This is a genomic window from Paenibacillus sp. FSL H3-0457, assembly GCF_037981725.1.
In the GTDB taxonomy this organism is placed as follows: domain Bacteria; phylum Bacillota; class Bacilli; order Paenibacillales; family Paenibacillaceae; genus Paenibacillus; species Paenibacillus amylolyticus.
Genome location: NZ_CP150283.1, coordinates 6,445,733 through 6,461,345, shown reverse-complemented (window position 1 = coordinate 6,461,345; position 15,613 = coordinate 6,445,733). Strand labels below are relative to the sequence as shown.

At 46.4% G+C, this 15,613-nt stretch carries 13 protein-coding genes; 12 read left to right on the top strand and 1 reads right to left on the bottom strand.

Annotated elements, in window-relative coordinates:
* Nucleotides 1-263 precede the first annotated feature (263 nt).
* From MHH25_RS28440 to MHH25_RS28415, 6 genes are all read left to right on the top strand, one after another.
* On the top strand, nt 264-1,115 hold the full coding sequence (locus MHH25_RS28440; RefSeq protein ID WP_076319271.1) for a formate/nitrite transporter family protein: 852 nt from the start codon (nt 264-266) through the stop codon (nt 1,113-1,115).
* A 427-nt stretch (nt 1,116-1,542) separates the two neighbouring features.
* Nucleotides 1,543-3,606 carry a molybdopterin oxidoreductase family protein gene (locus tag MHH25_RS28435; RefSeq protein ID WP_143781456.1) on the top strand — a complete coding sequence of 688 codons (2,064 nt, stop codon included), beginning with the start codon at nt 1,543-1,545 and terminating at the stop codon, nt 3,604-3,606.
* Between the two features lie 340 nt (nt 3,607-3,946).
* Entirely contained in the window at nt 3,947-4,822 is an 876-nt protein-coding gene (locus MHH25_RS28430) for a hypothetical protein (protein ID WP_036667811.1), read from the top strand.
* Between the two features lie 12 nt (nt 4,823-4,834).
* The gene (locus tag MHH25_RS28425; protein ID WP_036612733.1) at nt 4,835-5,047 is read left to right on the top strand and encodes a hypothetical protein; all 213 of its coding nucleotides are present in this window, start codon (nt 4,835-4,837) and stop codon (nt 5,045-5,047) included.
* A 213-nt stretch (nt 5,048-5,260) separates the two neighbouring features.
* Complete coding sequence (locus MHH25_RS28420; RefSeq protein WP_179086528.1) at nt 5,261-5,410, top strand: hypothetical protein; 150 nt, start codon at nt 5,261-5,263, stop codon at nt 5,408-5,410.
* A gap of 192 nt (nt 5,411-5,602) precedes the next feature.
* Nucleotides 5,603-6,826: an MFS transporter gene (locus tag MHH25_RS28415; RefSeq protein WP_340020555.1), complete on the top strand. Its 1,224-nt coding sequence runs from the start codon at nt 5,603-5,605 to the stop codon at nt 6,824-6,826.
* 67 nt (nt 6,827-6,893) lie between these two features.
* Here MHH25_RS28415 and MHH25_RS28410 read toward each other — a convergent pair whose 3' ends face one another.
* Complete coding sequence (locus MHH25_RS28410) at nt 6,894-7,037, bottom strand: hypothetical protein (RefSeq protein ID WP_156946070.1); 144 nt, start codon at nt 7,035-7,037, stop codon at nt 6,894-6,896.
* Between the two features lie 77 nt (nt 7,038-7,114).
* Between MHH25_RS28410 and MHH25_RS28405 the strand changes: the two genes are divergently transcribed.
* The 6 genes from MHH25_RS28405 (at nt 7,115) to MHH25_RS28380 (ending at nt 15,548) form a co-directional block, all read left to right on the top strand.
* Nucleotides 7,115-8,662 carry a response regulator gene (locus MHH25_RS28405; protein WP_036667809.1) on the top strand — a complete coding sequence of 516 codons (1,548 nt, stop codon included), beginning with the start codon at nt 7,115-7,117 and terminating at the stop codon, nt 8,660-8,662.
* A 225-nt stretch (nt 8,663-8,887) separates the two neighbouring features.
* Nucleotides 8,888-9,853 carry an ABC transporter permease subunit gene (locus tag MHH25_RS28400; protein WP_017691858.1) on the top strand — a complete coding sequence of 322 codons (966 nt, stop codon included), beginning with the start codon at nt 8,888-8,890 and terminating at the stop codon, nt 9,851-9,853.
* Between the two features lie 15 nt (nt 9,854-9,868).
* Nucleotides 9,869-10,738 (top strand): carbohydrate ABC transporter permease, encoded by an 870-nt coding sequence (locus tag MHH25_RS28395; RefSeq protein WP_340018663.1) that lies wholly within the window; start codon nt 9,869-9,871, stop codon nt 10,736-10,738.
* Between the two features lie 27 nt (nt 10,739-10,765).
* Nucleotides 10,766-12,415: an extracellular solute-binding protein gene (locus tag MHH25_RS28390; protein ID WP_036667807.1), complete on the top strand. Its 1,650-nt coding sequence runs from the start codon at nt 10,766-10,768 to the stop codon at nt 12,413-12,415.
* Nucleotides 12,416-12,507: 92 nt separating this feature from the next.
* Nucleotides 12,508-14,283 (top strand): sensor histidine kinase, encoded by a 1,776-nt coding sequence (locus MHH25_RS28385; RefSeq protein WP_036667804.1) that lies wholly within the window; start codon nt 12,508-12,510, stop codon nt 14,281-14,283.
* Nucleotides 14,262-15,548, top strand: coding sequence for an ABC transporter substrate-binding protein (locus MHH25_RS28380; protein WP_036667802.1), 1,287 nt, complete (start codon nt 14,262-14,264; stop codon nt 15,546-15,548). The genes MHH25_RS28385 and MHH25_RS28380 overlap by 22 nt, the downstream gene beginning before the upstream one ends.
* Nucleotides 15,549-15,613 lie beyond the last annotated feature (65 nt).

Sequence of the window (15,613 nt, the reverse complement as noted above, 5' to 3'; positions counted from 1 at the left end):
GATGATTATAAAGGAAAAGAAGACTGGCGAGTATATCGTCAGTCTTTTTTGTGATTTTTTTAACTACAAAAGGCCTTACTACACTCTTGCTGACTTAACTATTCAAAGACGCTCTGAAAGTATCTTTTTAAACAACATTGTGATAATTTGCACAAAGTTTTGCGCAGTACCAAGATACAATTGAGATATGGTATTCAACGCATAAACAATGAAATTCAGGTCGTTTTTCCAAACGATGAACAATGAAGGAGAGGATGAATGATATGGCAGCAAAAACACCTCTTGAGGTTGCACAATATACGGCGCAAACAGGAATGAAGAAGGCTCAATATCCGGTGTCTTCTGTACTGGTGCTTAGTTTTCTGGCAGGGGCTTTTATTGCGCTGGGGTTTCTACTGGATATTCGGGTGATTGCTTCTGCGCCAGCTGAGTGGGGAAGTCTGGTCAATCTGATTGGAGCAGCAGTGTTCCCGGTTGGATTAATCTTGGTACTCATCGGTGGTGGAGAGCTGCTGACAGGTAACATGATGGCAGTTCCACTTGCTACGATTGCAAGAAAATTATCTGTGGGTAGTATGTTGAAAAATCTAACCTTAGTGACGATTGGTAATTTTGTTGGAGCTTTGTTTGTCGCGTACGCGTTTGGACATGTGCTGGGTCTGACCGGAGAAGGTGTATATCTGGCGAAAGTGGTGGATATGGCTGGACATAAGCTGCATGACGGCTTCTTGCAAGCTTTCATCTCTGGCATCGGCTGTAACTGGTTGGTCGCGCTGGCCGTGTGGCTATCTTATGCTTCGGATACGATGAGTGGCAAGGTACTGGGCATTTGGTTTCCAACGATGGCATTTGTGGCGATTGGATTCCAGCACGTTGTGGCCAATATGTTCCTCATCCCGGCGGCAATCTTTGAAGGACATTATTCATGGGGTCAATATGTGATGAATTTCATTCCGGTATGGCTCGGGAATCTGACTGGTGGTGCTCTGTTTGTAGCTGCAGCCTATTGGGTGGCGTACCTGCGCCAAGCTGAGCCAAAAGTAAAGCCGGAGATAGCAACGTCGATCGAAGCTGTGGAGACGGAGGCTAGAGTGATGTTGAGTAAGCAGGCATAGAGGGCACAAAGCGGGGCATATATACACTTATAGCAGAAGTGAAGACGATTCTGATCTTGCTCGGTTCATGGCGAATATGCTGTGATGGAGCAGGGTGGGATCGTTTTTTTGTATGGGGTTCTTGTTGGAGTTTAACGCAAAATAAATTCGCCATGACAAGGTTCGGGGGAACGAAACCTGTTCATGGCGAATTTCGGGAGTGGTCCATGATATGGCATGAGGAGGAAGTGGGGAAACACTAGCCTAATGCCTTATTTTTAATTTACCCCTGAATTCTGAAGTTGAATCAAACTCAAAAACATTTTTTTGAAAATATTTTGAAGCCGCTATAGCGGTGAATATGAAGCAAAAACATACTGTTCTCTTTACGCGATAACCTCGAAGAAGATATGATATAGGGATAGCTTTTAAAGAGGGGAGCCTTACGATGATCGATCAGGAGAATGGTGTATTTGCGGCGGTGTGCCCGCTCGACTGTCCGGACACTTGTGGTCTGTTATTACATAAAGAGAACGGCAAAATTGTGAAGGTGGCAGGCAATCCGGATCATCCCATAACCAAGGGTGCCATCTGTAATAAAGTTAGGAATATGACTGAGCGGGTATATCACCCCGAGCGTCTACAATATCCGATGAAACGTGTAGGAGCCAAAGGTGAAGGCAAGTTTGAACGAATTAGTTGGGATGAAGCGATTCACGAGATTACGACCAAATTCACTGCATTGTCCGAAACCTACGGCCCGGAGAGCATCCTGCCCTACAGCTTTTACGGTAACATGGGCATTCTCGGCGTAGACGGTATGGATCGGCGTTTCTTCAATGCGCTTGGTGCGAGTGTACTGGAGCAGACGATCTGTAACTCCGCTGGAAATACCGGCTGGAAATATACGATGGGTGCCAATCGGGGAACGGTGCCGGAAGATACGGAGCATGCGGATCTCATCCTGGTGTGGGGAGGCAATATCGTCAGTACAAATATGCACCAGGTCGTTTTGGCGGAGAAAGCCCGCAAGAAAGGCGCCAAGATCGTCGTCATCGACGTTCATCGCAATCGCACGGCCCAATGGGGCGACTGGTTTATTCCGCTGTATCCGGGCACGGACAGTGCACTGGCGCTAGGATTAATGCATGTGCTGTTCGAACGGGGACTAACGGATGAAGCGTTTATGCAAAAGTATACGATAGGTCATGAGGCACTACGTGATCATGTCCACAGTTACACCCCTGAACGTGTTGCACGTATTACGGGCGTGCCGGAGGAAACCATTGTGGAGCTGGCCGAACTATACGGCAACGCACAAGCAGCTCATATTCACATCGGCAACGGCCTCCAGCACCATGATAATGGGGGCATGAACGTGCGCAGCGTTGCATGTCTGCCTGCTATTACAGGGCAATGGCTGAAGCAAGGCGGCGGTGCCGTTCGCACCAACAGCTACGCGAGCACAAATAGCGACGCGCTCGAACGTCCGGAGCTGCGGCAGAATCCGGAGCCGCGAGTGGTGAACATGAACCGGATTGGTGAAGCGTTGCTGGAAGCAGAGCAGCCAATCCGGGCGATGATGGTCTACTGCAGCAATCCACTGGTGGTGGCACCGGATACCGAGCGGGTGGAGCGAGGTTTTGCACGGGAGGATCTGTTCACGGTTGTGCATGATCTGTTCATGACGGATACGGCGAAATATGCAGATATCGTCTTGCCAGCCACATCTTCATTTGAAGCGACAGACCTGTACACCTCTTATTGGCATCAGTACGTTCATCTGCAAGAGCCGGTAATTGCACCGATTGGGGAGAGCAAGAGCAACGTGGAACTGTTCTCACTGCTTGGGCAGGCTATGGGGTACGATCCTGCAATCTTCGGAGAAACGCCGGAACAGATGATTGAGGACGCACTTCAGGGCACAGGCAACCCCTACATGAATGGGGTCACGTTGGAGGGACTGAAGGAACACCGATTCGTGAAGCTGGATATGACGCCACATGCTACATATCTGGATCAGCTGCCCACACCTTCAGGCAAAATTGAATTGTATTCCGAGACGATGGAACAGAGAGGGCTTCCGCCGCTCCCTACCTATAGTGCTCTGGTTGAAGGATATGATGGGGAGCATCCGGCTGGACCTGCCGATACGTATCCATTGATGTTCCTGTCGCCGCCAAACCATAATTTCCTGAACTCCACCTTTGGCAATTCAGCCAAACATCAACGTTTGGAAAAGATGCCTCTATTGCAGATACACCCCGAGGATGCCATCCGTAGAAATGTGGAGGATGGCGATGCAGTGGTCGTATGGAATGAACGCGGGCGCATCGAACTTACTGCCAAGGTAAGTGAAGCCATGTTGCCGGGAACCGTCATCAGCCAAGGCTTATGGTGGGATGGTGATGGCAAGAAGCAGCGGGCGAATTCACTGACGTCCAATCGGTTGTCGGACATGGGGAACGGGGCGACCTTCTTCTCAGCCACTGTTGAAGTGAAGCGTCAATGAGTGTGCTTGCAGCGTGAATTTTTTGAGGTAAGATGAACAACTCCAATGGCCTTTGCACTGACTGTTATGCTGTCAGAGTAAAGGCCTATTTTTATAAGAAGCTGTACTTTAAATGTGTTAAAAATAGTATACGATAGGGCGGTAGGTTCTTTGTCAGGTGTATTAATTTATTAGTTGCCTAAAGTTAAATATAAGTAAATAGACCTAATCTCCCGAAATAATGTAGTTAATTTGTATTAATATTCAAAAAAAGGGTTCCATTATATCCTCTGTATGTCATACTTGAACCAGTAAATGGATTATTTGTTGTTATCTATTTAACTTAATAAGGAGGTATATAATGAAAAGAATTGCTTTAATTACTTCTCTGACACTGATGTTAACATTAGTACTTTCAACCTTTTCTGCTAACACTTACGCTGATAATGTTGGGGTAGAAGATGATCAAATTAAAGAATTGAACTATAATTATTCTGAGCAGGACGGGTTAATTGATATTGACGCGAGCTATGAAGAGACTAAAACAGGAGAGGTAATAGATTTTAATATAAAAGAAGAAAACGGAATACGTACTGTTAAGCATTTTATAGACAATAAACTCGTAGCTGAAGCCATTTACGATATAAGTTCTGACGAAATAGTAACTACTACGGCGGATGGTGAGGTCGTTACACAAAAAGCAAGTGAAATGATTAGTGAGTCAGATGGTAATGCACTTTCTAATGAATATGATAATCAAATCACAGGAGCGGTAGAAACACAAAGCGCTGTTTTGAATGCTTCTCCAGGTTTTAACTTTGTTAAGCAAAAGTATAATACGGCTTGGAAGCAATACGGTTCTATATATCAAAAGCAATCTGTTCTGCAAGATAAGCATTATAAGCTGAATATATCCGCTGGGACTGCTATAGCAACGGTAATTACAATAATAGATATTTATTATACTAAGGGTAAGTTCACTACCTTCTTGAAGGCAATGGGGATCACGATTCTAGGAGTTACAGTTGATTCAATGATTGGTGCCATGGATGCAACTAGATATTTAACACAAGTGGAAGTCTATTCTCAGGGTATGCTAGGATTGGCCTCAGAGAGATATATAGTAAAAGCTACGTTTAATGGCAAAACAGCACAGGTGAATGATGGCGGGGATGAAAGAACTTATGATGAATTAATTGATATCGGGGTATATAATGTAGTACTCCAGAAGCTATAAAGGAATGATGATATGAAGCAATTAACCGAATACGAGGCAGCGAAGAGAGATATCATTATGTCCATTGTTTATATTATTGGTGTCTTAATATTATTTTATATGGCGTTAGAGGCCTCTTTAGTGGTGGCAATTATCATTTGTATGCCTCTTGAAATTGCTTTTATAATTAGATTAATTCATGAAGTCAAAAAGTTTAAAAAGTTAAAAAAAAATGATGCACCTTAGTGGGATTTCTGTGGGATGTATGTTAAAAATAATAAAAAATTTCTTAATGAACTAGTTATACCCTGTTGAGTAGAATTTAAGTTAAAACCTTTGCTTCCAGCGCGTATCGATATTCAGTCGGTGCGCGTTGTTTGAGTTAGGCCTAAAATTCAAATCTACGTTTCTGACATGAATATTAAATACAAGGTCATTTAATGATTTTTTTGTGAAGCCATGTTGCCGGGAACTGTCATCAGCCAAGGCTTATGGTGGGATGGTGACGGGAAGAAGCAACGGGCGAATTCACTGACGTCCAATCGGTTGTCGGACATGGGTAACGGTGCTACCTTCTTCTCGACCACTGTTGAAGTGAAGCGTCAATGAGTGTGCTTGCAGCATGATTTTTTTGAGGTAAGATGAACAAAGGCTAGAATTTGAGCAGGATTATAGTGCAATAGATGCAACACTTCATAAAACCTTCGCTCTGGCTGGTTATGGTTATGCCGTCAGGGCAAAGGTCTATTTTTTATGGCCATTTGTTTGTGCAGAGGTACTAAGGAGAATGAATTAACGATGATGAGATGGCTGGATAACTATCCAAAAGAAGTGAGAATATTTTTATTAGCAAGTCTGGTTAACGCAACAGGCAGTGCCTTGATGTGGCCGCTGACCACCATGTATGTGTTTGATGAGCTTGGACGAACGATGGCCAACGCCGGTTTTGTGATCCTCATTCAGTCCCTGGGTGGCATCTTTGGACAATTGCTGGGTGGTTCGTTGTACCATCGGGTGGGCGTGAAGAAGCTGATCATTGGTTCACTGGCGCTTAATGCGTTAGGTTTGTTTGCGTTGCCGTGGATTAGTGCGTATTGGGTCGTATTTATATGTGCCATGGGCTGGATTGGGCTGTTCAGTTCATTGTCGCTGCCAGCGATTCAAGCCTTTATTGGCTTCCGGTTTGCGGAGCGACGCGGTGAATTATTCAATATTATCTATGTAGCGAACAATATCGGGGTGGCGATTGGTACGGCGTTGAGCGGTTTTTTGGCTGACTTTTCCTATCACCTCAGCTTTGTACTGAACGGGGTGACCTCAGCCGGATTTGCAATTTTCTTCTGGTATTATCTGTCGCGGGTTGAACCGGATCAGGGGGAAGTACATCTGACCAAACGGAAAACCGTCCCCAATGGGCCGGGCGTCTGGGCATTGCTGGGGAATACCCGACTATATCTGTTTATGAGCTTGGGCGTACTCTTCCTGTTATTCGGCAACTCCATCTGGAACACAGGTGTTTCCCCGTATATCATCTCTGAGGGTATGGAAAAAAGAATGTACGGTCTGCTCTGGACCCTGAACGGGGTGCTGATCTTTGTGGGCCAACCTTTTACCAGCTGGGTGAAACGGACCATGGCCCGTACCTCCACTGCCCAGATGACCGCGAGTGCGGTATTCTATGGCATGGCCTACATTGTGATGATTACCATGTACAGCTATCCAGGCATGGTGCTTGCAATGGTACTTGCCACGTTTGGAGAGATGTTGATCTCCCCTGCAACACCTGCGTTTATCTCGGAGCATGCCGGCAGGGCGGCACCTTTTTACATCGGGATATCGGGTGGGATCGGTGCGGTTGGACGGGTTATCGGCCCCTATGCGATGGGGGTCATGTATGACAAACAGGGACTTATTCCGGTAGCGTGGCTGGCAACAGGCACAGCAGCTATTGCGGTACTTGGTTTTGTGTTGCATGCGGTGTTGAACCGTAATCGTGAGGTAAAGGAGTATGGGATGGATACGTAACGCAGTTTCGTAATTTCTTTTCCTGTACCGTACCCATACCCTGATGATATTGTAAAATGAAGCGAGGCTAACCTTCACCCCAGTAGCGGGGTGAGGGTTGTTTTGTCTTTGCAGAGACAAACTCCAATAGCTTGCCAGCGAATGATTTTTCCGATGAGATGAGCCATGAATGTTCAACAATCAGACTTGTTAGGGTGCAATTCCATGTCATTCAATGTCCTCCCCTCTATTTGTGCATAATGCCCATATAATAGAATGGAACTGGTTAAAGGCAGGAGGATGCACACGATGTACAAGGTTTTGTTGGTTGATGATGAATTTATGATCTCGGACGGGATCTCCAGTGTGGTGAACTGGTCCCGATTAGGAACAGAACTGATTGGCATTGCTCAAGATGGATTGGAAGCGCTTGCTTCAATCGAGCGGCAACGCCCGGATATCATCATCTCGGACATCCGCATGCCGGGAATGGATGGGTTACAGCTGGTTGAAGCTGTGGCAGAGAAGTATCAGCATATCTCGTTTATCATGCTCACGGGTTTTACGGAGTTCGAATATGCGAAAACGGCCATGCAGTATGGGGTGAAGCACTATTTGCTTAAGCCCTGCAGCGAGGAGCATCTTGTACAGGCTATCAGTGAATTGGTCAGTGAGAAGCGAGAGTTAACCGATCAGGAGCGTTTTGTGCAGTCGATCCAATATAATCTGGAGCGTGTACTGCCACATGCCAAGGAATATTTTCTGAAAGAGCTAGTCACGAACAGAACATATGGGGTCAAGGAATGGAAGTATTTCGAGGAATTATTCGATGTACAGTTTCAGGATCAACGTGTACGGTTGCTACTGGTAGAGATTGAGGGGGATCATGAGTATCTGCACTTGTTCGCGGTGAAGAACATTGCCGAAGATATTTTTCACAATCCAATCTTAAGTGCCACGGTTGGAAGGCATGTGCTACTAATCATGGAGGACAAGTTGTCTGAAACGCAGTTGTTCCATAATATCGATGAGATTCGTGCCACATTTACCCGATATTATCATGATGATCTCACCATTGCGCTGAGCGAGCCAGGAGATCTTTCGCAGGCACGCCATTTGTACATGCAGACGCTGGTGTATCTCAATTACCGCTTTTACCTCGGTGAGGGCAGTCTTATTATGGAGCGGGATATTTACTCTCCCGGAGAGCGCATTCTTCCTGAATTCGAATACGATCCGGAGCGGATGGTTACTGCAATCAAGGCGGGACACTGGCAGGAAGTTGGATCAGAGCTGAACCGGATGTTTCAGCTGCTTGCCAGCTTACGATACGATATATCCCAAACGAAGTCCTATCTTATTCAGATGTTTATGGAGATGATTCGACTTAGTGGTTCTGCCGAGATGAAAAGGTATATGGACCAGTTGCCAGGCATGATTGAATCCAGCACCCTGCATTCTTTTCAACAGTTTCTGCTTGCCGTCGCCAAAGAAATCACCTTGCGCCGCTATGATCAACATCGCTCCAGACAATCGCAGATGGTAGGCAGTGTGAAACAGTTGGTAGAGAAACGCTACAAGGACGAGACATTAACACTCCAGTCCATCGCTGGGGAAATATACATGAATCCAGACTACATCGGCAAAATGTTCAAAAAAGAAACTGGTGAGAAATTTACGAACTATGTGTTAAGCTACCGCATCCGTAAAGCGTTGGAGCTTCTGGAGCAGGACGGGAACTACACTGTATCCTCGCTTGCCGAGCAGACAGGGTTTGGTGCCAACTGGCCGTATTTCAGCAAAATGTTCAAGAAATACACGGGTTTCTCCCCTTCCGAGTATAAAAAAGTACCTTAAGACAGCGTTGCTGTCGCTTCCACATAGCTAATCTTTATATCCGATCTGCATCTAATCTGTGATCGGGCCCTGTATGCCATTCATCGGCAGCAGGGTCTTTTTTTGTCGGACGGAACTCGGTTTTGAACATCCATTTATCGGAAATGAGCATGGGAAGAAAAGGCGCTCGATTCTATCATTAGAAGTGTCATGTTAAGTAATGAACATCGAGTGGAGGTTGAGTGGATGGAGCTGAATCGAAGCCGGGGGATCGAACCTGGGCGTTTGAAGCCAGCTGGCAAATGGAGTTCGGTGAAAAAGGAACTTGTCCGCAACAGATACGTCTATCTGATGCTCGTTCCTGTGGTAGCCTACTATCTGATTTTCAGCTATGGGCCAATGTACGGGCTACTGATGGCATTTCAGGAATCCTACAACCCGATCAAAGGAATCTTGGCCGGCGAATGGGTTGGATTTGACAACTTCACCATGTTTTTTGAAAGTTATTATTTCTGGCGACTGATTAAGAACACACTGATTTTGAGTTTTTACAGTATTGTATTTGGTTTCCCGGCTCCGATTCTACTAGCACTGTTGCTGAATGAAGTCCGGAAGAAGTGGTTCAGAGGTGCAGTACAGACCATCAGTTATATGCCGCATTTTATTTCGGTTGTCGTCGTGGTTGGAATGTTGAAAACGTTCTCATCTCTGGACGGTGGGTTATTTAACGTCATTCGTGACTTTTTTGATCTGCAGCCGATTATGTTTTTGGCGGAAAAAGATATGTTCCGTCCGATGTACATCCTGTCCAACATATGGCAGGGCGCAGGCTGGGCCTCGATTATCTTTTTGGCAGCGCTCAGTGGTATTGATCCTCAATTGTATGAGGCTTCCAAAATTGACGGTGCAGGCCGCTGGAGACAGCTGTTACATATTACACTGCCGGGCATTATGCCCACGATTGTGATCATGTTAATTCTGCGTATGGGGGCGGTCATGAACGCGGATTTTCAGAAAATATTGCTGATGCAAACGGCACCGACCTATGAGACATCGGATGTCATATCCACCTTTGTTTATCGATCCGGTATTTTGGAGGGGAACTATACGTATTCAACCGCCATCGGACTATTTAACGGCGTCATTAATTTCGCGCTGCTCATTATCGCGAACGCGATCAGCAGAAAGCTTAACTCAACCAGTCTATGGTAATCGGAAGGTGAAGCGATGAAACAGTCTATAGGGGAACGACTTTTTGATGTATTTAATACACTGCTGCTCTTGGTGATCATGGTTTTATGCTTGTACCCGATGCTGTACGTGTTCAATTCTTCAATCAGCGACCCGGACCAGATGCTGCGTTCCCGTTCACTGATGCTCATTCCTGAAGGTTTTCAGCTGGGAGCGTACAAGTCGGTATTTCAGGATACTCGCATCTATACGGGATATATGAACACCTTGTTCTATGTTGTGGTGGGTACCGCCATTAATCTGCTCATGACTTCACTGGCTGCATATGGGCTGTCACGCGGTGATCTGATGGGCAGAAAAACGCTGATGAAATTAATTACGTTCACGATGTTCTTCGGCGGGGGTATGATTCCGACTTTTCTGCTGATTCAGAATCTGGGCATGGTGGATACCCGTTTTGCGCTTATTATTCCGGGTGCCATCAGCACGTTTTATTTCCTCATTATGAAAACAAACTTTGAGGGCATTCCGATCAGTCTGATCGAATCGGCGAAGCTTGATGGTGCCAATGACTTTCTGATTTTGTTCCGAATTGTACTGCCTTTGTCGAAACCGATCCTGGCGGTCATGATGCTGTATTATGCGGTTGACCATTGGAATGATTATGTCGGACCGATGCTCTACCTGCGTAGTCAGGAGTTGTATCCGATCCAAATTATTATGCGTGATATTCTGATCAGCAGCAGTACAGAGGCCATGGGCGCTGGCGCTTATACCGGCTTTGCCATTGGGGAGAACATCAAATATGCGACTATTATTATCTCCACGCTGCCGATTATGCTGGTATATCCGTTCATCCAACGTTATTTTGTTCAGGGCGCTCTAATCGGTGCTGTGAAACAATAAAAAATGTAATCTATGGAGGCGAATTACGTGAAAAAAAGAATGGGGTCCATCCTGTTGTCATCGCTACTTACCATATCTTTACTGGCGGGCTGTACGGGTGATAATGAACCAGGTACCGCAGAGCCAGCAGAAGGAACAGAACCTGCGGTTCAGGCGTTGACCGAGATTCCGCTACCGATTACAAGTGAGCCATTTACCATTGATTACTGGCGCGCCAATGATGCCAAACTGACAGCTTCCTTGAACAATTTTGGCGATATGGCGGCTTATAAGGAAAAGGAGAAGCTGACAGGCATAAAAGTGAAGTTCACACATCCTCCGCTTGGACAACAGCGTGACCAGTTCAATCTGCTGATCTCCACGAAGGAGCTGCCGGATGTCATTTATTATAACTGGGCGGATGCCGTTGGCGGACCGGAAAAAATGATCAAGGACGGCCGGATCATCCGGTTGAATGAATTGATCGACAGTTATGCACCAAACTTAAAGCGGATTATTGAATCCGATCCGGATGTGAAAAAGCAGATTGCACTCGACGATGGAACGATCTATATGTTCCCGCTGCTGAAGCTGGATGCATTGAAGCTGAATGCCACTTCAGGTTTAATTATGCGCCAGGACTGGCTTGATAAATTAAATCTCAAAGTACCTACCAACATTGATGAGTGGTATACGGTGCTTAAGGCATTTAAGGAACAGGACCCTAACGGCAACGGCAAGCCAGATGAGCTACCATTCACCGGAAACTGGGGACCGGGTAACCTGACCAAGCTCCATGATTTTGCCGCGGCATTTGGTGTAATTGGTGGTTTCCAGATGAATGGAGACAAGGTGGAGTTTGGACCGATTCAGCCGGGCTACCGTGATTTCTTGGAGACCATGGCCAAGTGGTACAAAGAAGGGCTGATTGATCCCGAGATCATGACCAATGACGGTAAAGCTTTCGATTACAAGGTCACCAGCAATCTGGCAGGCGCATATCAGGGTGGTGTGTTCAGCGGCATGGGGAAATACTTCAATCTGATGAGAGATACGGATCCGAACTTTAACGTGACGGGTGTACCATGGCCTGTATCTCCGGATGGAACTTCGTATGCGACATTTAATCTGGACGCTAAAGTGTTGTCTTATGGTGAGGCTATTACGGCTTCCGCAGACGAAGACAAATTAAAATATATTGTTCAGTGGATGGACTACAACTATAGCGAAGAGGGTAGTGATCTGTTCAACTTTGGTATCGAAAATGACAGCTATGTTCGTGACGGGGAAGGTGTCAAATTCACAGATACCATCATTGATAATCCGAACGGTCTAACGTATGACCAGGCACTGGCTTCCTATGCCTTATCCATTATGGACGGTCCAATCAATCAGGATAGTCGTTATCTGGATGCATTATTATTTGACGATGGACAGCGTGCGGCAAATGCGGAATGGATGAAAGCAAGCTCAGCATTAACGCTTCCTCCAATTCGTTTGTCAACAGATGAGGTGACCACAAGTACATCCATCATGAGTCAGGTGAATACGTATTTGAATGAGACGATGACTGCCATTATTAGCGGACAGAAGCCGATCACCGAATTTGACAAGATGGCCGAAACAATCAAGAGCATGGATATTGACCGGGCGATTGAGGTTCATCAGGCTGCGTATGATCGATATCAGTCCAAATAATACGTGAGAAATCGAGCGCTAAAACTTTGGGGAAACCTTCCTGTATGTGATATACCTAGTAGTATCACGTGGTTCAAAGGAGCGCTTTGGTCATGACAGCCTACCGCAAACTCAGCATCAAAATGAAAATGTTTCTGATGATTATGTTCATGATGGCGTTTGTCATCATCCTCGCGTTTGGGTCCTTGTATTATACGTACTCGGTGTATGACAAACAGCTGTTTGATAAGTCGTCCCGACTTCTGAACCTTTCTTCGTCTACAGTGGATGTTGAACTTCAGAAGTTGGAAGCGTTATCATTAAACATGATCTCCGATACGCAGATTCAAAGAGCCTTGAAGTCGTTGCTGGATGACGATAGCGCATATTCAAGCTTTATTGAACGAAAAAAGATCACGGATCGGCTATGGGAGCATATTAGTGGGGCTGCACGATATGTGCAGTCCGTTCATCTGATTGATTCCAGGGGAAGAGTCAATAAATATGGCGAGACACTGACCGTATCTCAGGAAAAATATGATCGGATGATTGCGGCTGCGGAGCAGGCCAATGGTGCAGTGCGCTGGTTATACCCGGATGACGATGACCCGATGCTGGTTATGGTGCGTCAAGTGCGAGCCTATGAACCGATGACCCTGGAACCAGTAGGCATACTGTTTCTGCGTATTAATATCGAGCGACTCGTCGAGGAGTATGCGGGCATCGATAGCCAGGACAGTGACATTATTTTAAAAGCAGGTAGTGATGTGGTGTATCCTTATCGCCAGCTTCCAGAAGCGGTGTCCGCCGGACTGAATCCACTTCCAGGCAGTGGGGGATATGAGATCAAAAATCTGAATGGGAGGGAGATATTTCTTTCCCAGAAGAAATCCGCATACACCGACTGGGTGTATTATAATATGGCCTCTTATGATGAAATTTTTGAACGCATTATATGGTTGAAAAATATACTGATCGTCGTTTATCTTATCGCCATTCTGGTTGTTCTCGCGCTTGGTATGGTGTTCGCACGAAGTCTGACAAGGCCGATCAGGCAGCTCATCAGTCAGATGAAGGAGGTTCAGTATGGGGATCTGGAGAATATAGACGCCAATCTGTCCATTCCAACGCACCAGTACATGGATGAACTGGGGTTACTACAGCGTACGTATCGACTGATGATTACACATATTAATACATTGATTAAAGAAAATTATGCAAGCCAGTTGGTCATTAAAGAAACGGAGTTCAAGGCGCTACAGGCGCAGATCAATCCCCACTTTCTGTATAATGCGCTGGATTCGATCCATTGGCTCGCCAAAAAGAACAGGCAGGAGCAAATCTCCAGTATGGTGTTATCACTCGGATATTTGCTGCGTTCCTCCATCAGTTTCAAACAAAATATCATTACCATTGCGGAAGAGCTGGAGATCGTCAATCATTACATCACCATTCAGACCTACCGTTTCCGGCAACGGCTGGATTTCCGTATGGATGTGCCCGCTCCTTATCTGGGGTGTGCCATTCCCAAGTTGACCCTACAGCCACTACTGGAGAATGCCATTCAATACGGTTTGGAACCACAGGTTGGATCATGTCTGATTCGAGTGTATGCCGAGATATCAGGTGGCAAGCTGGCCCTTATCGTGGAGGATCACGGTCCCGGCATGGAACCCGAATATGTGGAACAGGTGCTGCGCGGTGAAGTGAAAACCAGAGGCACAGGTATTGGCCTACTGAATATCAGGGAGCGGGTACGTCTGGCTTTTGGTGAAGAATATGATGTTCTGCTGGAGAGCAAGCCGGGGCGTGGAACGAGAGTAACGGTGCTGCTGCCACTCCCATTACCAGGTAAGGAGGAGAAGTTATGGGAAGATGGATGCGAATGATAGGCATGCTCTGCCTTATGCTGACTCTTCCTGGCTGCGTGAACCAGTTGGATCAAAGGCCAGGCATGATTGTGGAGGAAGAGCCGATAACGCTGCGCATCGCTTGGTGGGGTGGGGAGTTCCGTAACAATGCAACGATAGCCGTTATCAACCTGTATGAGAAGTTGAATCCACATGTGAACATCGAATACGAATATAGCAGTTTCAACGAATACTGGAGAAAACTTGCCCCACATGCAGCAGGCAATGCGTTGCCCGACATTATCCAGATGGACATCTCCTATCTGTCCCAGTACAGCTCGCTGCAACTGTTGGAGGATATGACGCCGTACATGCAGAGCGGACTGATTGACGCGACAGATATTGAGAAGGAACAGCTGGAGAGTGGTAGCCTGAATGGAAAAACCTATGGTCTCAGTTTGGGGGTTAACGCCATGCTCAGCATCTATGATCCGGAAGTGTTAAAGGCCAATGATATTGAATTGCCAACGGATACGTGGACATGGGCGGATTTTGACCGGATGGGCGAGCAATTACTCGGGAAAGGCATCTATCTGGGAACCTATTTTACGCCGGAACAGTTTTTCGCGTATTACTTGAGACAGTATGGTTCCAAGCTATACGCGGAGGATGGCAAGAGGTTGGGTTATGAGGATGATGGGCTATTTATTGAATACTTTGGCAGGATGCAGAAGCTCGCGGAAAAGAAACTTATTTTTGCACCGGATATCTGGACATCAGACATTGGCCAGCCTGATAACGACCCGTTTTATCTGGGAGAGGCTTTGTTTAGCTGGGGGTATTCCAACCAATTTATCAGCACCGCTCAGCGTTATGGCAAACCCTTGACCATCTCCCCAATGCCTGGGCCAAACAGCCAGGATGGATTGTTCTTGAAGCCAGGCATGTTTTTCTCCATGGCGGGTAATTCCAGACATAAGGAGGAAGCGGCCAAGTTCATCAGCTTTTTTGTGAATGATTTGGATGCCAATCTGCTGCTCAAAGGGGAGCGGGGTGTGCCCGTCTCATCCAGTGTCAAAGAGCGGATGAAGCTGGTGGTTGAACCGGAGCTGGCGCAGGTGTTTGACTATATTGATTGGGTTGCGGATAACAGCACTCAGATGGACCCGCCTGATCCCGTAGGTGCGCCAGAGGTCACCGCGGTGTTACGTGAGTTGTATGATCTTCTACTGTTTGGCAAAATTACGCCTGAGCAGGCGGCGGTGGAATTTCGTGAACGGGCGAATGCCATTTTGGATGGGTAGTTATAAGAATGGACTAGATCATATATGCATTTAATGGACTTGGGGCTGTTGTCGTTCACAAGCTC

What these genes read in the sequence shown, in the direction of transcription:
- MHH25_RS28440 (WP_076319271.1), top strand. Translation starts at nt 264, where the DNA reads ATGGCAGCAAAAACACCTCTTGAGGTTGCACAATATACGGCGCAAACA.
- MHH25_RS28435 (WP_143781456.1), top strand. Translation starts at nt 1,543, where the DNA reads ATGATCGATCAGGAGAATGGTGTATTTGCGGCGGTGTGCCCGCTCGAC.
- MHH25_RS28430 (WP_036667811.1), top strand. Translation starts at nt 3,947, where the DNA reads ATGAAAAGAATTGCTTTAATTACTTCTCTGACACTGATGTTAACATTA.
- MHH25_RS28425 (WP_036612733.1), top strand. Translation starts at nt 4,835, where the DNA reads ATGAAGCAATTAACCGAATACGAGGCAGCGAAGAGAGATATCATTATG.
- MHH25_RS28420 (WP_179086528.1), top strand. Translation starts at nt 5,261, where the DNA reads ATGTTGCCGGGAACTGTCATCAGCCAAGGCTTATGGTGGGATGGTGAC.
- MHH25_RS28415 (WP_340020555.1), top strand. Translation starts at nt 5,603, where the DNA reads ATGAGATGGCTGGATAACTATCCAAAAGAAGTGAGAATATTTTTATTA.
- MHH25_RS28410 (WP_156946070.1), bottom strand. Translation starts at nt 7,037, where the DNA reads ATGACATGGAATTGCACCCTAACAAGTCTGATTGTTGAACATTCATGG.
- MHH25_RS28405 (WP_036667809.1), top strand. Translation starts at nt 7,115, where the DNA reads ATGTACAAGGTTTTGTTGGTTGATGATGAATTTATGATCTCGGACGGG.
- MHH25_RS28400 (WP_017691858.1), top strand. Translation starts at nt 8,888, where the DNA reads ATGGAGCTGAATCGAAGCCGGGGGATCGAACCTGGGCGTTTGAAGCCA.
- MHH25_RS28395 (WP_340018663.1), top strand. Translation starts at nt 9,869, where the DNA reads ATGAAACAGTCTATAGGGGAACGACTTTTTGATGTATTTAATACACTG.
- MHH25_RS28385 (WP_036667804.1), top strand. Translation starts at nt 12,508, where the DNA reads ATGACAGCCTACCGCAAACTCAGCATCAAAATGAAAATGTTTCTGATG.
- MHH25_RS28380 (WP_036667802.1), top strand. Translation starts at nt 14,262, where the DNA reads ATGGGAAGATGGATGCGAATGATAGGCATGCTCTGCCTTATGCTGACT.